Source organism: Pedobacter mendelii, from assembly GCF_014635725.1.
Taxonomy (GTDB): domain Bacteria; phylum Bacteroidota; class Bacteroidia; order Sphingobacteriales; family Sphingobacteriaceae; genus Pedobacter; species Pedobacter mendelii.
The window spans coordinates 1-19,036 of sequence record NZ_BMDJ01000004.1; the positions used below are offsets into that span (position 1 = coordinate 1).

The 19,036-nt window shown below is 35.3% G+C and carries 16 protein-coding genes, 2 tRNA genes and 1 pseudogene; 9 read left to right on the forward strand and 10 right to left on the reverse strand.

Going from position 1 to position 19,036, the window contains the following annotated elements:
* Positions 1–120: 120 nt before the first annotated feature.
* Together IEV50_RS19900 and IEV50_RS08205 are read left to right on the forward strand one after the other, a co-directional pair.
* Positions 121–291 carry an ATP-binding protein gene (locus IEV50_RS19900; RefSeq protein WP_371870269.1) on the forward strand — a complete coding sequence of 57 codons (171 nt, stop codon included), beginning with the start codon at positions 121–123 and terminating at the stop codon, positions 289–291.
* Between the two features lie 15 nt (positions 292–306).
* Positions 307–513: a hypothetical protein gene (locus IEV50_RS08205; RefSeq protein WP_188412929.1), complete on the forward strand. Its 207-nt coding sequence runs from the start codon at positions 307–309 to the stop codon at positions 511–513.
* A 30-nt stretch (positions 514–543) separates the two neighbouring features.
* Here the strand turns inward: IEV50_RS08205 and mobC are convergent.
* From mobC to IEV50_RS08220, 3 genes and pseudogenes are all read right to left on the reverse strand, one after another.
* Positions 544–2,578 (reverse strand): annotated as a pseudogene (gene mobC / locus IEV50_RS08210) (conjugal transfer protein MobC).
* A 12-nt stretch (positions 2,579–2,590) separates the two neighbouring features.
* Positions 2,591–3,847, reverse strand: coding sequence for a relaxase/mobilization nuclease domain-containing protein (locus tag IEV50_RS08215; protein ID WP_188412936.1), 1,257 nt, complete (start codon positions 3,845–3,847; stop codon positions 2,591–2,593).
* On the reverse strand, positions 3,832–4,239 hold the full coding sequence (locus tag IEV50_RS08220; protein ID WP_188412945.1) for a plasmid mobilization relaxosome protein MobC: 408 nt from the start codon (positions 4,237–4,239) through the stop codon (positions 3,832–3,834). The genes IEV50_RS08215 and IEV50_RS08220 overlap by 16 nt, the downstream gene beginning before the upstream one ends.
* A gap of 730 nt (positions 4,240–4,969) precedes the next feature.
* Between IEV50_RS08220 and IEV50_RS08225 the strand changes: the two genes are divergently transcribed.
* The gene (locus IEV50_RS08225) at positions 4,970–6,541 is read left to right on the forward strand and encodes a recombinase family protein (RefSeq protein WP_188412948.1); all 1,572 of its coding nucleotides are present in this window, start codon (positions 4,970–4,972) and stop codon (positions 6,539–6,541) included.
* Here the strand turns inward: IEV50_RS08225 and IEV50_RS08230 are convergent.
* The 3 genes from IEV50_RS08230 to IEV50_RS08240 all read right to left on the reverse strand — a co-directional run bounded on the left by IEV50_RS08230 (position 6,507) and on the right by IEV50_RS08240 (position 7,294).
* Positions 6,507–6,590, reverse strand: a tRNA-Leu gene (locus IEV50_RS08230). The two genes, IEV50_RS08225 and IEV50_RS08230, sit on opposite strands and share 35 nt — an antisense overlap.
* Before the next feature lie 49 nt (positions 6,591–6,639).
* A tRNA-Gly gene (locus IEV50_RS08235) sits at positions 6,640–6,712 on the reverse strand.
* Positions 6,713–6,805: 93 nt separating this feature from the next.
* A complete protein-coding gene (locus IEV50_RS08240; protein ID WP_188412949.1) occupies positions 6,806–7,294 on the reverse strand; it encodes a regulatory protein RecX in 489 nt (162 codons plus the stop codon).
* A gap of 62 nt (positions 7,295–7,356) precedes the next feature.
* Between IEV50_RS08240 and IEV50_RS08245 the strand changes: the two genes are divergently transcribed.
* Together IEV50_RS08245 and IEV50_RS08250 are read left to right on the forward strand one after the other, a co-directional pair.
* The gene (locus IEV50_RS08245; protein ID WP_188412952.1) at positions 7,357–9,816 is read left to right on the forward strand and encodes a bifunctional UDP-N-acetylmuramoyl-tripeptide:D-alanyl-D-alanine ligase/alanine racemase; all 2,460 of its coding nucleotides are present in this window, start codon (positions 7,357–7,359) and stop codon (positions 9,814–9,816) included.
* Positions 9,817–10,068: 252 nt separating this feature from the next.
* Positions 10,069–10,659, forward strand: a complete 591-nt coding sequence (locus tag IEV50_RS08250) for a DUF502 domain-containing protein (RefSeq protein ID WP_188412954.1) — start codon at positions 10,069–10,071, stop codon at positions 10,657–10,659.
* A 180-nt stretch (positions 10,660–10,839) separates the two neighbouring features.
* Here the strand turns inward: IEV50_RS08250 and IEV50_RS08255 are convergent, their stop codons facing one another.
* From IEV50_RS08255 to IEV50_RS08265, 3 genes are all read right to left on the reverse strand, one after another.
* A complete protein-coding gene (locus tag IEV50_RS08255; protein WP_188412955.1) occupies positions 10,840–11,334 on the reverse strand; it encodes a hypothetical protein in 495 nt (164 codons plus the stop codon).
* 221 nt (positions 11,335–11,555) lie between these two features.
* Positions 11,556–12,263, reverse strand: a complete 708-nt coding sequence (locus tag IEV50_RS08260) for an LOG family protein (RefSeq protein ID WP_188412957.1) — start codon at positions 12,261–12,263, stop codon at positions 11,556–11,558.
* Between the two features lie 17 nt (positions 12,264–12,280).
* Positions 12,281–13,789, reverse strand: coding sequence for a sodium:solute symporter (locus tag IEV50_RS08265; protein ID WP_188412959.1), 1,509 nt, complete (start codon positions 13,787–13,789; stop codon positions 12,281–12,283).
* Between the two features lie 141 nt (positions 13,790–13,930).
* Here IEV50_RS08265 and recR point away from each other — a divergent pair, with 141 nt between their 5' ends.
* The 3 genes from recR to IEV50_RS08280 all read left to right on the forward strand — a co-directional run bounded on the left by recR (position 13,931) and on the right by IEV50_RS08280 (position 16,681).
* On the forward strand, positions 13,931–14,548 hold the full coding sequence (gene recR / locus IEV50_RS08270) for a recombination mediator RecR (protein ID WP_188412961.1): 618 nt from the start codon (positions 13,931–13,933) through the stop codon (positions 14,546–14,548).
* A gap of 232 nt (positions 14,549–14,780) precedes the next feature.
* Positions 14,781–15,599: an SDR family oxidoreductase gene (locus tag IEV50_RS08275; RefSeq protein ID WP_188412963.1), complete on the forward strand. Its 819-nt coding sequence runs from the start codon at positions 14,781–14,783 to the stop codon at positions 15,597–15,599.
* Between the two features lie 227 nt (positions 15,600–15,826).
* The gene (locus tag IEV50_RS08280) at positions 15,827–16,681 is read left to right on the forward strand and encodes an alpha/beta hydrolase (protein ID WP_188412965.1); all 855 of its coding nucleotides are present in this window, start codon (positions 15,827–15,829) and stop codon (positions 16,679–16,681) included.
* Between the two features lie 98 nt (positions 16,682–16,779).
* On the opposite strand, the gene IEV50_RS08285 is transcribed toward IEV50_RS08280, so the two are convergent.
* Positions 16,780–17,727, reverse strand: a complete 948-nt coding sequence (locus IEV50_RS08285; RefSeq protein WP_188412967.1) for an ion channel — start codon at positions 17,725–17,727, stop codon at positions 16,780–16,782.
* A gap of 303 nt (positions 17,728–18,030) precedes the next feature.
* Here IEV50_RS08285 and trpD point away from each other — a divergent pair, with 303 nt between their 5' ends.
* Positions 18,031–19,017, forward strand: coding sequence for an anthranilate phosphoribosyltransferase (gene trpD / locus IEV50_RS08290; RefSeq protein WP_188412969.1), 987 nt, complete (start codon positions 18,031–18,033; stop codon positions 19,015–19,017).
* Positions 19,018–19,036: the final 19 nt, after the last annotated feature.

Below are 19,036 nucleotides of genomic sequence, written 5' to 3' on the forward strand. Positions count from 1 at the left end.
AAACAGGACTTAAAAGATCGATTCTAAAAAGCCTTTTTGCACAACAACTTCTGCTTTTTTCAAGCAACAACTCTGGGGGTCAATTTAAAATTGGCGAAAGGGGGTCAAATTTATTGGTATATGCACTTTGATCAATTTACCGAATCTTCTCGACCTGGTACAATTGGGGAAAGCTCAACTGGTCTCGGATTATATCTGGCCAAAAACTGTATCGAACGTCTTAAAGGCAAAATATGGTTTGACAGCGCAGAAGGTCAGGGAACGACTTTCTTTGTTGAATTTAAGACTTAATAGTTTATTTACTTTATGGATACTGCATCAGAAACAGATTATTTTTCCGGTTTTGATTACCCTGCCAATGCGCTTTTAAAGTTTAATGCTTGTGGCGATCTTTTTACTTTTCTTTTAAAAGATGGCACAATCATTCATTATACAGCAAGTGATACATATTTATTCAAAAAATGGCTTGTGTGTAACGGAATAACGGATATAAGGTTAGAGAAAAACAAATAGAGCTTAAGTTATTTAAAGAGTAAACCGAAATTAGAGGGATATGGATTGACTTGCTGGCCCTTCGTTAGATGATTGCTCATTATCATCCGCTTTTAGAATTATTGAATTTCGTTTATCTTCCTTTTCACTTATTAAACCAAGTTCCTTGGCGAACAGTTCTTCAATATCTTGTTTGATTCTTTTATAATTTTCTTTAACATCCTCATCGCTCACATTAGCAACAACTGGAATAGGTTTGTATCCGTCTTCCTCGGCCTTAATAGCTGCATGGTCATTTTGTATCTCGCTATGAAATACTTTAAGTTTAATTTTTTCTTCAGGGTTATCTGCAACAATACCTACAAATTCACCGGAAGATAGCGAGGCAATTTTTGAGGCGGGTATGGCATGATCCAACTGTGTAGATTTGGTAGTTGAGGTATCCGAACTGTTGATGCTCATACTCTGCCTATCCTGCATAATTTTACCGAAGGTTTCTGATAACTTTTTTGCAGTATCGCCAGTAACCTGCCCACTAATGATGTTGCCCACTATACCTATTATCACGTCAGCCTGTTCTCCTCCATAATCTTTTTTGAGCTGGCTAAAATCTTGCACAGCAAGTGTGGTGGCAACTTTGTTGCTACGGGCTGTAGCGATTAAACTATCAATGTTATTGAAATATATTGTCGGAAACTCATCGAATACCAAGCTGCTTTTTAGCTGATCTTTACGGTTAACCAGCTTAATCATACGGGATATGTAGTGAAAGAACAGCACCATATACTTGTAATTTTTGTGGATTGTTACCAACGCAAACGATCTTGGGTTGAAGCGGATTATTTACATCGAGCGTAAAATCGTTCCCACTCAACACATAGTAAAGCTGTGGTGAAGAAAGCCGTGCTAATCCAATTTTCGCTGATGCGATTTGGCCTTCTAACTGTTCTTTCGCTTTGTTTTGAAACGCAGAAACAAAAGGATTAATTAGCACCTTGATTTCCTCTTCCTGTTGCAAAACGGCAAACAAAGGGTCGTAATCCGCTTGCATTAATTCTATCACATGCGGCAATGTACAATACCTGCCATTCTCATATCTTCGTAAATACCATATAATGGCAGTTAAAAAGTTGATGGGGCTTTCTACAAAGAAATCACCTTGTTTTTTTATCCAGTCCCGGTTTAAGCCTAACATGATCGTACGGCTTGCCTCTGTAGCATCGGTAATGTCTTCCATGCCAGCCGGGTCAAGCGGATTACAACGGTGGGTACGGTTTAAATCGTCAAAATTGATGATATAGAATGATGGCTTGATTTTAAAGTTCTTTTGATATTTTAAAAGCTTGTTGTAAGCGATTTTGGATAGATCGTCATATTTAAAATCGTACAAGAACATGGAAAACCCTTTTTTAAGGTGCTGGTCAATAATGTGCCTGATTACAAAATAAGACTTACCTGCTCCTGGAGTTCCGGCAACAAGCATTCCTCTAAATGGATTGATGAAATTTATCCAACTGTGCCTAATCTTGTTCTTCAGCCTGTATTTTGCAGGCAGGTTTACCGAATATTCATTTTCGAGTAGCCGTTCTTCCTGTGGAAAGGTTTCATTATCAGTATTAAAAATGTCTGTATCCAGTTTATTTCTGATCAGCCTTGATAGCAAGCCGCCACCAGTTAAAATCAGCAGGTAGCCAATAGAAGTAATACCGATGTAGCAGATGGCAATGATCGTAGCTTTGACATTCAGATAGAAGCACAACACACTGATGAAGTATAATAGGAACCCTGTGAGTAGATAGGCTATAATAGTATTCTTCTGTATCTTCTCATCTTTTTTGCCTTTTACACCAATGAGCGAGATAACCAAAGACAGTAAAGCTGCGAGTTTCGGTTTCACGATGTTGTTAAATAACCCCGTTTTGGCAATGTTGGCTACAATGCGGTCGGTAATTGTTGCCGTCCAATCCCAATTTTTAAACGCTATATAGCAGCATAGGTAAAAATGGATAGTTAATATAAAAATGCTGATTAGGCGTGTAAAGTCTATAATCTTTCTTAAACCCTGTATGTCTTCTCCCGTGTTCATAATGATAATTTGTTATATGCGTAAACCTTTTTTTCTTCTCTTTTTCTTACCTGGTATCATAGGCGCATGGTCATACTGTGGTTTGCCTAAAAGATCTTTTAAATAATTAGATGGTGTAATCGGTTCGAGGTATGTCTTTGCAGGGTTGTTCGTTTCAAGTTTCAGATAGCTCGACCGCTGTTTTACAGGTTTTAGGTAGGTTTTAACCTGATCGGAATCATTGAATCGCTCCGTCAATGCCTTTGCGCTATACGCTTTACCCAAATCACTTCCATTAAAAACAGATTTAGTGCGGTGATCGATAAAAGTGGTTCCGTAAATAAAACCTTGTTCGTTCTGCCGCAATACAAGGCCGATGTTGTTCATTTTTAGTTCTGCTTGAAAAGTTGCCTTCATAAACTGATTATACTTGTTAAGTATTTTATCAATGCATTGCTTTAACTCATTTTTGTAGGGCTTCCTTTTTTCCTCATTGCGTTCAAATTTCTTTTCCAGGTTTCTTAATGTAGGTTTAGAATAAAATGCGCTGGATTTGATGGGAACACCAATGGCATTTCCGTTGGCATCTAATATGGAATACATTAAACCTTTCTTTTCAAACATTTGTGTACCCTCTTCTCCGCGTGTAGCAATCACGTTGAATACCTTTAGTATCGCATTCAGTTCTGCAAGGGATGTAAACATATAATCTCTTGTAACTGCCGTTATTACATTGCTTATCACTCGTTTTGTTGGCAAGTGGCCATACTTGGCCTTTTCAGGATCAATCGCTTTTATGCCAGGCTCTTGTTTGTACTTCCTGCTTTCTGCTCTGACAAGATGAAAGTCTTGTTCAATTGCTTTACGGGCGGGTTCTGATAGTTTTCGACCAATATCATGAAGGTCGATTCGTTGGGCAGCGGCCGTAATGTTGGTGCTAACAATATGTACATGTAGGTGTGCTGAATCATCATGTCGATAAACAAGAAACGGCTGATCGCCAAAACCAATTTTATCCATGTAGGTTGCGGCTATCTGCTGCAAGGTCTCTACAGTAAGCTTTTCACTACTGTCAAAATTTAATGAAATGTGCATGGCATTGGTCTTGACGTTTGGCTTTAACATAGTTAGGTGGTTGAAGCGTTGCAGTTTATTCTGGAAACTCATTTTTTCAATATCACCGGCAAAGCCACTGGCAACTATCAGTTTTGCCTCCCCAGCAATTACTTTATTCTCATTATAATGAAGCATTCCCCTGATGCTTTTGCCTGTACTTATTTTTGCAACCATCTTTCAGCCAACTTTGATATGATTACTAAAAGACAGTCTACTTTCTCATCTACCTTTTTATACAGGTCTGCTACTTTTAGCACATAAAATGCTCTATGTGTTTCCGCTTTATTCTGATTAAAGCTGCGGGTGATTTGATTAATATTGATACCTATTGCTTTAAGTTCTTTTCGTATCATAGCCAGCTCTTCCATAATCGGGTTTAGGGTGATGTCCTTGTAAAAGCTTTTAATAGGCTGAGATGAAAGGATTTTACGGGCCACCTCTCCGACAGTGCTACAATCGCTTTCTGACTGTTTCTTTTCAAGCCGTTTAAATACTTTTTCTGTGACCCTTACAATTATAGGATGAGTTAACAATTGCTCTTGATCTGCTGCTTTTCTTCTTGACATAACGGGCAGTTTACAGAAGTTCAGGATTTGCGAGTTTCGAGCAAATCCACTGACCACAAGGGCAGCAAAGATATTTTTGTATACAAAAATACATCTTTGCTTAGACCAAGCGGGCTACAACGAAGCTCTTTCAGAAAGCTGCCCTGAACTTAGGTTTGTATTAAATGAATGGGATTAATAGGGGCTAACCTTATGATTTAATATGATCAGATTTATCCTGTCGTTGGAGTTCATCCAATGAAATAAAACCTCTTAGAAGCTGCCGGATTTTTTGGCGGGGATCTGTTCTTATACGTTGGACATTTACTTTTAATCTGCCCTTTACCTGAGCACAAGTTGAATCATTGATATTTTTCCTTTTCATGACTATTCTTATTAATAATCAAAGGTGGCATGTCTGAAATCTGGAAAAACCCATATGGGAAATTTACTTTTTATGATATTCCCATACTAACCAATTTATAGTTGACATATAATTTTCCCATATGGGATTTAAGCTCTTGGTAACATCAGATTATTGCGGTAGAAAGGAGTTATTTTATGTATACAAAACCGCCAGAAATAAGAAATGTTACCCCTGAGAAAGCAGTTAAGATCCTTCAGGAACATGGGACAATTATTACTGTAGAAGAAGCTAAATTAATTTTGGATTTCATGTATAAATTAGCTAAATTAGCTGTTAATCAATGCGTTAATAGTAATTAATACTATCCACAATAGAATCAGAGAAATGAAAGTAGCAGATTTATATATTCGTGTAAGCACGGACGAACAGGCTGACAAAGGCTATTCACAAAGAGACCAGGATGAAAGATTACGCAAATATTGTGAACTCAATTCTATTAAGGTTAGAAAGGTTATTTTTGAAGACCATTCTGCCAAAACGTTCATTCGTCCAAGATGGACACAATACTTAGGTGAAATTCGCAAAAATAAAGGAAAAGGTGCTGATTTGGTACTGTTCACTAAATGGGATCGGTTTAGCCGGAACGCGGGTGATGCTTATCAAATGATTGCGGTTTTAATGAAGTTAGGAATTGAACCTCAAGCTGTCGAACAACCGTTAAACCTCGAAATTCCTGAAAACAAAATCATGTTGGCTTTTTATTTAGCTGCCCCAGAGGTTGAAAATGACCGCAGAGCATTAAATGTTAAGCAAGGAATGAGGCGGGCAAGAAAAGAGGGCAGATATATGGGCGTTGCGCCAGTTGGTTTTGATAACAAAACCCGCGAAGATGGCAGCAAATATATTGCTCATAATCCAAAAGAAGCACCATTTATACAGTGGATATTTAACACAATTGCGGATAGTGTTTTTGCTCCTGATCAAATTAGAAAAATGGCTAATGAAAAGGGCTTTATGATTAGCAGGATGAACTTTTATCGTGAGATAAGAAATCCTGTCTATTGTGGTAAAATAGTAGTGAAAAAATATAAAGATGAAGAAGAACAATGGGTAAATGGCTTACACGAGCCTTTGATATCTGAAAAACTATTTTATAAGGTGCAGGACATTTTAAATGGCAGAACAAAGGTAATGAGGGTGCAGGCGGTGAAGATTAACGAAAGTTTACCGCTACAAGGCTTTTTACAATGCGCAACTTGTGACAGGCAACTTACTGGTAGTGCATCCAAAGGAAAGAAAGGAGGCTATTACTATTATTATCACGCTCAAGCTGTTTATGGATGTGGGTGCAGGTATAAAGCCGATGAGGTAAATAAAGCAATCCTAAGTGAGTTGGTTAAGTTTATTCCCATTCCTGGAATGAATGAGTTATATAAGCTTATAGTAATGGATGTCTATAAACAGAGCAGAGGTGGTGCATTTAACGAAAGGAAAGAGATCGTTGAACAAATAGATAAGCTTAATTCCAAATTGGCTAATGCAAGAGAGCTGCTATTTGATGAAAAGCTGGATCATTCTGATTTCTCAATTATGAAAAAAGAATGTGAGGAAAAAATAAAAAGGTTAGAAGCATCGCTCACAGAGGTGAAGGCGCAAAAATCGAACACCATGAGTATCGATAATATGCTTATAAAAGCCATAGAGGCACTTTCCAGACTAAAAGATATATATGAAGAGGGTAATGCTTTGACCAAAAGAGAGGTGTTGGGTTCGATATATCGTGAAAAGTTGAGATTTGATGGAAAGGAATATCGAACCCCGAGACTCAACGAAGCAGCACACCTTATTTATCAGATTAACAAGAAGTTAAGAGAAAATAAAAACGGGAAAGATCGTAAGCCATTACGTCTTTCCCGTGCAGTACTCGGGGCGGGAATCGAACCCGCACGCCTTTGAAAGCACAGGATTTTAAGTCCTGCGTGTCTACCAGTTCCACCACCCGAGCAGGCGATTTACCTTTTAAAATAAATGCTTTCTGGTAGGAAAGCATTTAGAGCGAAAGACGAGATTCGAACTCGCGACCCCGACCTTGGCAAGGTCGTGCTCTACCAACTGAGCTACTTTCGCATATACAAAACACCTAATGCGTTTTGTTTTGGTGATGCAAATATAGATAGTTTTATATTTTTGTCAAGAATTTTCTTGTTAAAAATTTAATATTTAATTTAAATTGCTGTCTTTCAGTACAAGTAAAATTAAATCAGTTTCAAATCCTCTTCCTTGCAGGTAGTTCATTAGCTTCATTTTTCTTTTTAAAGGATTGGATTCGTTTAAGAATTCTGCTTTTTTTACTGCTAAAGCTGTTAGTGTCTCTAAATATTCATCATCATCCAAACTATACAAAGCTTTTTGTAAAAGTTTTTGGGGTACGCCTTTTAACTTTAAGCCCTGTTTAATTTTTATTCTTCCCCACTTTTTAATATTGAATTTTCCAGAAGTATAACTTTTGGCAAATCGCTCTTCGTTAAGGAAATTATTCATAATTAATTCAGAAAGAATCTCTTCAAGTTCATCTCCGCGGATTCCCCATTCCACTAACTTATACCTAACTTCTTTTTGAGAACGCTCCTGGTAAACACAAAAACTTTCGGCTTTTGAAAGTGCTTGCTTTTTATCTAAATATACTGCCTCTTGTTTACCGCTTTTCATAATTAAATACTGAAATTCGTAAAAATAATAACGATTAACGTATTTTTCTGAATATTAATAAAATGCAGAACCCGATATATACCGTTTTAAACATTGCTGAAATTTTAAAAGCTGATGTCAAGTTAGTTAACGGACAGACTGTTATCCAGTATCTTATTATTGATAGTCGCTCCGTTTTGATTCCCGAAAATTCCTTATTTTTTGCATTGTGTTCGCATCGCGACGGACACGGATTTATCAAAGATGCATACAAGAAGGAGATTCGGAATTTCGTTATCACAGAAGAGAAATACATTAGCCAATATCCTGATTGTAATTTTATTGTAGTTGATGATACTTTGATTGCTTTGCAGAAATTAGCGATTGAGCATCGAAATCATTTTAACTTAAAAGTGCTTGGAATTACGGGAAGTAATGGAAAAACAATCGTTAAAGAATGGTTGTATCAGCTTTTAGCAGTAGATTATAACATTGTACGCAGCCCTAAAAGTTATAATTCGCAAATTGGTGTACCACTTTCTGTTTGGCAAATTGATGCAGATAATAATTTAGGGATTTTCGAGGCAGGTATATCTGCAGCAAATGAAATGGAAAATTTGGCTGAAATTATTCAGCCCCAAATTGGGATTTTAACTAATATTGGAGAGGCGCATGCAGAAGGGTTTAGTTCAAAACAAGAAAAATTAGAAGAGAAACTCAAACTTTTTGCAGCTACCGAGTTATTTATTTATTCTCCTGAGTATGTATCTGAAACCAATTTTAATGATTTACCAGGTAAAAAACAGTTTAGCTGGAGTACTAAACAGGGCGCAGATTTACGAATTATTGCCGTTGAACCAACTGACGTAAATTGCTATTTAAGAGCGATTTACCAAGATAAGGAAATAGAATGCACGTTGCCTTTTAAAGATAAAGCATCGATAGAAAATGGCATGATTTGCTGGGCAACTTTATTAGCACTAGGCTATTCTGCAGAACAAGCCGATTTGCGCTTAGAAAAACTCAGTCCTGTGAGCATGCGTTTAGAACTCAAAAATGGTATTAATCAATGTTCGATAATTGATGATTCTTATAGCGCAGATATTTCGTCTTTAGCTATTGCCTTAGATTTTCTGAATCAACAAAATCAGCATTCAAAAAAAACCGTCATTTTATCTGAGTTATTTGAAACCGGTAAGGATGATTTGGATTTATATACAGAAATTGCTGATTTACTAGCGCAGAAAAAAATAAATCGCTTAATCGGGATTGGAATACAAATTTCCAAATATGCTAAACTGTTTAAGTTCGAAACGCAATTTTTCCATGATACAAATACTTTTATTGAATCTTTTGCTGGTTTGCATTTTAATCATGAAACTATTTTAGTAAAAGGAGCAAGACGCTTTGAATTTGGAAGAATCAGTAAGCTCTTAACCCAAAAAATCCACGATACGGTTTTAGAAATTGACTTGAATGCGATGGTTGGTAATTTACAGTTCTATCGCTCGAAAATTAAAGCTGGTGTTAAAATTATGGCTATGGTTAAGGCTTTTTCTTATGGTAGTGGAAGTTTTGAAATCGCCAATTTGTTGCAGTTTCATAAGGTTGATTATTTGGCCGTAGCTTATGCAGATGAGGGTATCGCCTTGCGTAAAGCTGGAATAAATTTACCAATTATGGTTATGAGTCCTGAAGAATCGGCTTTTGAAGCAATCATCAAAAACAATTTAGAGCCCGAAATCTATAGTCTGGAAATTTTGAATAATTTTTTAAATTCACTTTCGGATTACGATTTCAATTATCCAATCCACATTAAAATTGATAGCGGAATGCACCGTTTGGGGTTTGATACTAACGAAATTGACGAACTTTCTGAATTACTAAAAGGTTCTCAGAAAGTAAAAGTTCAAAGTATATTTTCTCATCTGGTAGCAAGCAGTGAAGCCGAACATGATGGGTTTACTCAGCAGCAAATAGAAAAATTTAAAGTAATTGCGAATCAGTTGGTTGATTATTTAGGCTACAAACCTTTACTACATATCGCCAACACTTCAGGTATTAGCCGTTGGCCAGATGGACAATTAGACATGGTGCGTTTGGGAATTGGTTTGTATGGTTTTGATTCAGCACTTCTAAACAACCGCGGATTAAATACTACCATGATTTTGAAAACAACTGTAACTCAGGTTAAAACTTTAGATGCTGGCGAAACTGTTGGTTACAGTAGAAAAGGCGTTATGCCAAATGGTGGTAAAATTGCAACTGTTAAAATTGGTTATGCCGATGGTTACAGTCGGGCTTTTGGAAATGGGGTAGGGAAAATGTTGCTTAATGGAAATTTGGTGCCAACAATCGGATCCATTTGTATGGATATGACGATGCTCGATATTACTGGAATTGATGTTAAACCAGGTGATGAGGCAATTGTTTTCAATCAGGAACATAATATTATGGAACTTGCAAAAGAAATCAATACAATTCCATATGAAATACTGACTAATATTTCTCAAAGGGTAAAAAGAGTTTATTTTTATGAATAAAATGGTTCATTGGTTAAAGGTTCATTAGTCATTTGTTTATTAGGCTGGTAGTTAACCGTGAGTATTGCCAAACAATAAACTAATAAACTTTATTCATTTAGCTAGGTATTTTATGCATTTTGCTAACTAATGAACTAATGACAAGTGAACTTTATTCATTTGGCTAGGTGTTTTATGCACTTTGCTAACCAATGAACTTAATGACAAGTGAACCAATGAACTTTTCTAAAGAATTTTGAATAAGTTTGCAACATGAATAAAGTCGGGAAAGCTATTTTAAACTATCTAATTAAAGGTTTATTAATTGTTGTACCCATTGCAGTAAGTATTTTTATTGTAGTTTGGGCAGTTACCACGGTTGATAGCTGGTTGAATGTCAATAATATTCTAGGCGTAAATCCTCGCACAGGCGAAAGTAGAAACATTCCTGGTTTTGGCTTACTTACCGTTTTAACCATTATTTTACTAGCTGGAATATTTGTTACCAATTTGGTTACAGAGCCAATGTATAATTGGTTTCAACGCATTATGCAGCGTTTGCCTTTGCTAAATTTTATTTACTCTTCTATTAAAGATTTAACAGAGGCTTTTGTAGGCGATGAAAAGAAATTTAATCATCCAGTGGTTGTAGATGTTGAAGGAGGTTTAAAAAAGATTGGCTTCCTTACTCAAAATGATTTACGCAAACTCGATTTATCAGACGAGGTTGCTGTTTATTTTCCACTTTCTTATTCTTTTGCTGGTCAGCTTTGTATCGTAAAACGAGATAAAGTTAAAGATTTAAAAATGAGTGCTGCCGATGCTATGAAATTAGTAGTAAGTGGTGGGGTTAGCGGGTTATAGATAGTGCTTGATTTCTTGCCTAATAAGCTTATATCTATGTTAGATGAATTTTATGATAGATTTTTTTTGCCAGGCTATTACTCTTTTAGGGAACTTTTTAAGATTTTATTTCTATAAATCTTCTTGGCATCTATCTATTTTCTGTTCAAGATGTAGGCGTGTTAAAACGCTCAAATCAATTTAAAAAATACTTCTGCTTGTAAATAGAATAAATACAAGAACAACAAATGCAAAAAGTAATCTAGTGTAATATTCTCTTATAAATAAACCAGTCAAAATTAGTAAATCATCATCGGTATTGCTATGAATTATTCCGTTTCCTGTAGAAGAATTATATATGATTTGCTTGTCTTTATGATTGTTTACAGACCATCGGCTAAGCCAGCTATTTTGGAAACTCCAATCAAATTCCTCACCTGATGTAAAAATGATTTTCGCTTTAAAACCCAGCCAATCATATCTTATAACTGCTAAAACTTCATTTCTATTATTAAGGATTTTTGTTTCGGGGTTAGAATAACCTTCACTTTTTAAAAGGTAAATTCCTTTTTGTGTTGTCGCAATCGCAGTATTTTTAAGCGAGCTAAAATTGATAGAAAATTTAAGCAATCCATTGCCAATTACCTGATAATTGCTATCAAATAAACCTTTTCTCCAATTTAATATTTGCTCCATATTTTTACAATTAACCGTTTTCGTTCTTACGAACGCCTAATAAAACAAAAAAGAGCGATTTTGTTTTATTAAGATTAGAGTTAAGTATTATAAACATGTTACAGCCAAAGTATAAGCCAATAAAAAAGTGCTTGCGAAAACAAGCACTTTTAGTAATTATTGATTTTTTTTTACTCAAATCCTATTAATCTTATAAACCTATTCCAAATTCTTAATTCTAGTTAAAAATTAGGTTTCAGTACATATTTATTATAGAACCTGAATATATGCTCTGCTGCTTCTTCAGCGGTATCTACTAAACGAAATAAATTCAAATCTTCCTCATGAATGTTATGCTCTTTCTGCAGCATTGTTCCTTTAATCCAGTCTATTAATCCACTCCAGTAATCTTTACCTAAAAGTACAATCGGGAAACGGGCAATTTTACCAGTTTGAATTAAAGTTAAAGCCTCAAAAAGCTCGTCCATAGTTCCAAAACCACCAGGTAAAACCACAAAACCCTGACTATATTTCATAAACATTACTTTGCGTACAAAGAAATAATCGAACTCTAGTAATTTGTTATGGTCAATATACTTGTTGTGAAATTGCTCGAAAGGTAATTCGATATTTAAACCAACCGATTTGCCCCCATTGGTATGAGCGCCTTTATTACCAGCCTCCATAATACCTGGGCCGCCACCTGTAATTACGCCATAACCACGATCGGTTAATAATTTACCACACTGCTCTGCTAGCTGATAATATTTGTTTGTTTGTGCAGTACGGGCAGAACCGTAAATGGTAACACAGGGCCCAATTTTAGCAAGTTTTTCAAAACCGTCTACAAATTCGGCCATTATTTTAAAAATCTGCCAGGAATCTGTTACTTTAATTTCCTGCCAATCTTTATTTTCAAAAGCACTTCTAATTTTTTCTTCACTCGTCATATACTGTTATTCTAATATTAAAATTTTGTTTGTTTGTCTGTCTTTTTACTGATGAACAACAAACCGATAAATGTGATTAAACCGTTTATCAAAATCAGTTCAACACTAAAAACATAACCGCCTAACAAAGTAGTTGAATACGTTGAAAGCAAGTAACATAAAAAAGGCGATAAAATGCAAACTATTGGCACTAATTTATCGTGTAAACCGCGTTTTTTTACAAACAATCCAAAACTATAAAGCCCTAAAAGCGGTCCGTAGGTATAGGATGCGATGGTAAATATTAAACTTACTACTGATGAACTATTTAATGCATTGATAACAATTATGACTAGAAATATCAAAAGTGAAAAAGCGATGTGTACGAAATGGCGTTTTTTTACAGCATCTTTAGCGTTAACATTTTCAGCTTTACCCATGCCTAAAAAGTCTACACAGAATGATGTTGTTAATGCCGTAAGAGCCGAATCTGTAGTGGCAAAAGTTGCTGCAGTTAATCCAAGCATAAAGATTATGGCCGGTAAGGCACCCAAACTATTGAGGGCAATTTCTGGGAATAATAAATCGGTTCTTGGTTTTCCTGTAATGTGATCTAGCGGAATTTCGATACCGTTTTTGGCAGCGAAAATATATAATAAGGCACCAACACTTAAAAAGAAAACATTCAAAATTACAAACACTCCCGTAAAAGTAAACATGTTTTTTTGAGCTTCTTTAATGGTTTTCATGCTCAGGTTTTTCTGCATTAAATCCTGGTCTAAGCCCGTCATCGCTATGGTTACAAAAATGCCACCGATAAACTGTTTGCTAAAATAGAACTTGTTGGTTAAGAAATCGTCCAGAAAGAATATTTTAGAATAACTGCTGTTTTTTACCGTTTCAAAGGCTTCTGGGATATTAAAATTTAAGCTATTACAGATGAAATAAATGGTTAAGAAAACTGATAAAACAAGGAAAAAAGTTTGCAAGGTATCGGTTATAATAATGGTTTTTAACCCTCCTTTAAAAGTGTAAGACCAAATAAGCGCTAAAGAAATAAGCACGGTTAGCCAAAATGGCACACCATAATTATCGAAAATGAAACGCTGTAAAACAATAACAACCAAATACAGCCTTGTTGCTGAACCCAGTGTGCGACTCAATAAAAATATTGAAGCTGCGGTTTTGTAACTGTAATGCCCGAGTCGTTGCTCTATATAGCTATATATCGAAGTTAAATTCATCCGGTAGTAGAGTGGCAATAAAACCGTTGCAATGATGATAAAACCAACTGCATTACCCAAAACGAACTGAAAATATTGAAACTGATTACCAGCAGGAGCACCGACTTCTCCAGGAACGGAAATAAATGTAACACCAGAAAGTGCCGTTCCAATCATCCCGAAGGCAACTAAATACCATTTAGAGTTTTTATTGGCTGTAAAAAATGTAGAATTATCTGATGAGTTTTTGGATGTAGCAAATGAAATAATAATCATAAGCAAAAAATATCCGATCAAAAAACATAAGAGGATGGTAGGTGACATAGTTTTGTTTTAAGCTGCTAAATGTAAGAAATTAATATTAGTTGTTTCGTTGGTTAGATTGTTAGTTTTTTGGTGCCGATACAAAATAACTAAAAAACCAAACCACTAAAAAACCAAACAACTATTTCATATTTTTGTGATATGAATTTTTCATCCAAACTGCTGGAAGATGCAGTAAACGAATTCTCGAAATTACCAGGTGTTGGGCAAAAGACGGCGTTGAGGTTAGTTTTACATCTTTTAAATAGCGAACAGGAAGAGGTTAATCAGTTTGGAAATACGCTAATTAAACTTAAACAACAGATTAAAAACTGTAGTATTTGCAATAACATTTCAGATTATACCATTTGTGAAATTTGTACTTCGAATAAGCGAGATAAAGAAACTATTTGTGTAGTTGAAGATACCAGAGATGTAATGGCGATTGAAAATACCTCTCAATATTTTGGTGTTTATCATGTTTTAGGTGGATTAATTTCGCCAATGGATGGAATTGGTCCTGCAGATTTATTTATCGATGGTTTGGTTTTAAGAGTTTCCGCAGGTGATGTTAAGGAAGTTATTTTAGCACTTAGCCCGAATATGGAAGGGGATACAACGCTATTTTACCTTTACAAAAGATTAAAAGAATTTAATGTTCCGATAACAACCATCGCTCGTGGTATAGCTTTCGGTGGAGAGCTGGAATATACCGACGAAATTACATTAGGTCGCTCGATTATCACTCGTGTTCCATACGAAACGGCAATGATGAAATAATAAGTCGGATGTCAGAAAACGGAAGTCAGAAGATTGGATATAAAATACCTGTAGCTAAAACCTGACCTAAAATTTAGAAATTTCAAAAGTCTTAATATTAACTGTAAAAAAACAATAAAGTGGTTAAGAAATTCGATATGTCTTGATACTTGATACTTGCTACTTAATACTTGCTACTTAATACTTGCTACTTGATACTTAATACTTGCTACTTAATACTCGATACTTAAAAATGAACGTAAAAAATAAAGTTATCATCATCACTGGCGCATCAAGCGGAATTGGAAAGGCATGTGCTGAGGAATTTGCTAAACGTGGCGCTAATTTAGTTTTAGCAGCTCGTCAATACGTAACCCTTTGCGAAATTACAGCCGATTTAGAAAAAAGATATAATGTAAGAGCAATTGCTGTACAGGCAGATGTTAGTGTAGAAGCCGATTGCGAATCGATTATTAAACAAACTTTAGTTTCCTTTAATAAAATAGATATTTTAGTTAATAATGCCGGATTATCTATGCGTGCTCTGTTTAACGATTTGGATTTATCGGTACTTAAAAACCTGATGGATGTTAACTTTTGGGGAACGGTTTATTGTACCAAATATGCTTTGCCCGAGATTTTAAAAACAAAAGGAACAGTAGTCGGAATTTCGTCTATTGCAGGTTACCGTGGACTGCCAGGTAGAACAGGATATTCGGCATCTAAATTTGCAATGAATGGCTTCATGGAATCTTTAAGAACCGAACTTTTGAAAACCGGAGTAAATGTTTTAGTGGCTTGTCCTGGTTTTACCACTTCAAATATTCGTGTTGCAGCATTGGCTAAAGATGGCGTTGCTCATGGTGAAACGAGCATGGAAGAAGGTAAAATGATGACATCTGAAGAAGTAGCGAGTATTATTGCCGATGGTATTGAGCAACGTAAACGAACTTTGATTATGACGGGGCAAGGAAAATTAGCTGTTTGGATGAATAAGTTGTTTCCTGCTTTTGTTGATAAAAAGGTTTTTGATTTGTTCGAGAAAGAGAAAAATCCACCGATAAAGAGGTAAGATGGAGAGATGGAAGATGGAAAATGGAAGATGTTGGATTGAAGATGTAAGATGGGAAATGGAAGAGAAAGTTTCATCGAAAGTCAGGGCGGCATTTTGACCCATCATCCATCTTCCATAATAAATTTTACATCCATCTTCCATCTACCATATTCCATTATCCATCATAAATCCATTATCCCAACAATTTCGTTTATTTACTGTTGAATGGATAAGCCATTTTAAATATGATAAAATACCTAGTTTTAGTAATGCTCCTGTTTCAAACGATACTATCTTCAGCGCAGGTAAAAACTGCAAAAAATATAAATTACGCAAACAATTCAGAAGTAAGCAATACGCTCAATATTTTCTACAAAAACGATGGCGTAAAGGATAAACCTGTGCTAATTTTTATCCACGGCGGTTCATGGAGTAGCGGGAAAAAGGAAACTTATTGGTGGTTGGGAAGAAATTTTGCTAGGAAAGGTATAGTTACTGTAATTATTAATTATCCTTTGGCGCCTAATGCACAATACGAAAAAATGGCTGATGATTGCGCTTTGGCAGTAAAATGGGTTCAGGCCAATATTACCGATTACAATTCAAGTCCGGAGAAAATTTTTGTGATGGGGCATTCTGCTGGTGCACATTTAGGTGAATTGATAAATGCCGACCCAAAATATTTTAAGCATGCCGGAATTAAAAATCCGATTAAGGGAATGATTTTGAACGACCCTTTTGGATTGGATTTGTATGAGTATTTAACCACAGCGGAGAAAGATGATTTTTATTATGATTTTCTTAGAACCTTTACCGATAAACCATCGGTTTGGAAATCAGCATCGCCATTGGATTATGTAAACAATATTAAAAATCCACATTTACTATTTTATGGAAGTAAAACTTATGGGGCTATAAAATTGCAAACACCAAGATTGCGCGAAAAGTTAAAAGCTAACAATGTTGCTGTTGAAATTAAAGAAATTAAAGGTAAAAGTCATGTACCAATGATTAGCCAGATGATCTTAGGCGGGAATGATTTATATAAAGATATTGTGGAGTTTATACTCCTTAACTCGTCATTACAAACTTCCAAATAATCTTAATACCGGGCTTTTCAGCATTCAAAATGATTCATTTTTAAGCCTTAAAAAATTAATAGTGAATTAAGGGAATTTATCAACTCTGGAAGATAAAACTAATCAACAAGTATCTTTTCAGTTTTATCAAATAAACTATAATCCAATACTGTTTTTCCTTCATCATTGTGATAATGCATAATTTTGAACTTCGCATCAAGTTCAATATCTTCATCCTGGTAGCTTGTTCGGGTATGAATGGTTTGTGCAAATGTATCATCAAATGCTTTCAAAATCACAAAGAATTCAACCTCTGCTACTTTCAATTCATCTAAAGTTTTATCAAAGATGGGGCTATCTTCATTAATTGGATGAACCAATGTCCAGTTTAGCGAAAGCACACTAATTTTACTGCGCTCTAGTTCCAAAGGATAAAAGCTTCTTTTCAATTTGCCATTAACATTTTCATTAAAACTCATAACCATTTGAACCTCAACATCAATAAGCGAATTTCGCCTCATGTTAACTAACCGAAACATTAATCCTTTGTCGTTTTGATAAGGTGCTATAACCATTTTTTTACTGAATGAAACTTTAGAAGTTGGGCGGCTGAAACGGCCATAGAGTAATCCTGTTGCCAAAGCAAAAGCCAGTAAACCGAGCATACTCTCGAAAGCAGCCAAAATACTAGTTACAAAACCTTGGGGCGAAATGTGTCCGTAACCAACGGTAGAAATGGTTTGCGCAGAAAAGAAAAATGCATCGAAAAACTGGTCTCGTAGGGTTGTACCTTTTGCTCCATTTAAATTTTCGATTCCAACTGCATTGTAAGCAACTGCAAAAAGCGTATTTACAATGAGATAGGCAGTTAAAATAATCAGGAAAAACCTTGGCCAACTCATGGTTACCAATCGGGTATAAGTATCATCAAATTTAAACCACGGTAAGCCAGTGCGTTCAATATTTGGTGTGCCGTCGGTATTTAGAACACGCTGATTTTTGAGAACGGGAGCAGAGCCGAAACCCAAATCATCATTAAACTGTACTTTTCTTTTAAAGAAAGCCATATATTTTACAAAGATTTTGGAATTTTAAAAAAGTATATCAATATTTGTTCTATACAAACATGATAATTAAAAACTTAAATAACAATTGGTGGTGGCATAACGAAGTTCGTTAGGCAAATTCTATTGTTATATATCTTATAAATATTTAAACACATTGAAAGGATTGCCCAAAAAGCAGTCCTTTTTTTATTGCACTTTTTTAACATCAAGCAAATTATTAGCCACAGATGGAAAGGATGAACACAGATAAATAATAAGCACGGAAAAAATCTATGCATAACTGTGGTTAAAACAAAAGAGAATATGAAAAGAATATTAAACCATTTATTTGAAAATAAGAGTTTTAGTAGGGAAGAGGCCAAAAACATCCTGATTTCCATAACGCAAGGCGAATTTAATTCTTCACAGATTGCCGCATTTATTACCGCTTACGCAATGCGCAACATTACGGTTGATGAGTTACAAGGTTTCCGCGATGCGATGTTGGATTTAGGCATTAAAACTGATTTTTCTGATTATGAGTTAATTGACCTTTGCGGAACAGGTGGCGATGGAAAAGACACTTTTAATATATCAACGCTCTCATCTTTTGTGGTTGCGGGTGCTGGTTATAAAGTAGCAAAACATGGTAATTACGGGGTTTCTTCAGGTTGTGGTTCATCCAATGTAATGGAATATCTGGGTTATAATTTCACTAACGACCAGAATATTTTGAAAAGTAATCTTGATACTGCAGGAATTTGCTTTTTACATGCACCTTTGTTTAATCCCGCTATGAAGATTGTGGCACCCATTCGTAAAGATTTAGGAATAAAAACTTTTTTTAATATGTTGGGGCCAATGGTTAATCCATCTCAACCGAAATATCAAATGGTAGGTGTATTTAGTTTAGAACTGGCTCGTTTGTATAATTATTTATATCAGGATACGACTAAAAATTATACCATTGTTCATGCGCTTGAGGGGTATGATGAAATCTCACTTACCTGCGATGTGAAAACTTTTAATAACAAAGGAGAGAGTATTTTAACCTTAAATGATATGGGTTTTCAAAAGGTTTCTTTCCAAGATATTAAAGGAGGTGATACGGTTGAATCATCAGCAAAGATATTTATGAATGTGCTAAATGGAGAGGCTACCGACGTACAGAATAATGTGGTGCTTTGCAACTCTGCCTTAGCCATTAAAACCATTAAACCAACGGCAAGTTTTGCAGATTGCTTTTACGAGGCTGAAGAATCTTTAATGAGCAAAAAAGCTTTAGAAAGTTTTAAAAAATTAGTAGCCTGATGGGTGAATTAAAGCTAAA

Coding starts and splice junctions, on each gene's coding strand:
- IEV50_RS08250 (WP_188412954.1), top strand. CDS start 10,069: ATGAATAAAGTCGGGAAAGCTATTTTAAACTATCTAATTAAAGGTTTA.
- IEV50_RS08225 (WP_188412948.1), top strand. CDS start 4,970: ATGAAAGTAGCAGATTTATATATTCGTGTAAGCACGGACGAACAGGCT.
- IEV50_RS08220 (WP_188412945.1), bottom strand. CDS start 4,239: ATGTCAAGAAGAAAAGCAGCAGATCAAGAGCAATTGTTAACTCATCCT.
- IEV50_RS08285 (WP_188412967.1), bottom strand. CDS start 17,727: ATGGCTTTCTTTAAAAGAAAAGTACAGTTTAATGATGATTTGGGTTTC.
- IEV50_RS08280 (WP_188412965.1), top strand. CDS start 15,827: ATGATAAAATACCTAGTTTTAGTAATGCTCCTGTTTCAAACGATACTA.
- recR (WP_188412961.1), top strand. CDS start 13,931: ATGAATTTTTCATCCAAACTGCTGGAAGATGCAGTAAACGAATTCTCG.
- IEV50_RS08215 (WP_188412936.1), bottom strand. CDS start 3,847: ATGGTTGCAAAAATAAGTACAGGCAAAAGCATCAGGGGAATGCTTCAT.
- IEV50_RS08275 (WP_188412963.1), top strand. CDS start 14,781: ATGAACGTAAAAAATAAAGTTATCATCATCACTGGCGCATCAAGCGGA.
- IEV50_RS08240 (WP_188412949.1), bottom strand. CDS start 7,294: ATGAAAAGCGGTAAACAAGAGGCAGTATATTTAGATAAAAAGCAAGCA.
- IEV50_RS08205 (WP_188412929.1), top strand. CDS start 307: ATGGATACTGCATCAGAAACAGATTATTTTTCCGGTTTTGATTACCCT.
- IEV50_RS08265 (WP_188412959.1), bottom strand. CDS start 13,789: ATGTCACCTACCATCCTCTTATGTTTTTTGATCGGATATTTTTTGCTT.
- IEV50_RS08255 (WP_188412955.1), bottom strand. CDS start 11,334: ATGGAGCAAATATTAAATTGGAGAAAAGGTTTATTTGATAGCAATTAT.
- IEV50_RS08260 (WP_188412957.1), bottom strand. CDS start 12,263: ATGACGAGTGAAGAAAAAATTAGAAGTGCTTTTGAAAATAAAGATTGG.
- IEV50_RS08245 (WP_188412952.1), top strand. CDS start 7,357: ATGCAGAACCCGATATATACCGTTTTAAACATTGCTGAAATTTTAAAA.
- trpD (WP_188412969.1), top strand. CDS start 18,031: ATGAAAAGAATATTAAACCATTTATTTGAAAATAAGAGTTTTAGTAGG.
- IEV50_RS19900 (WP_371870269.1), top strand. CDS start 121: ATGCACTTTGATCAATTTACCGAATCTTCTCGACCTGGTACAATTGGG.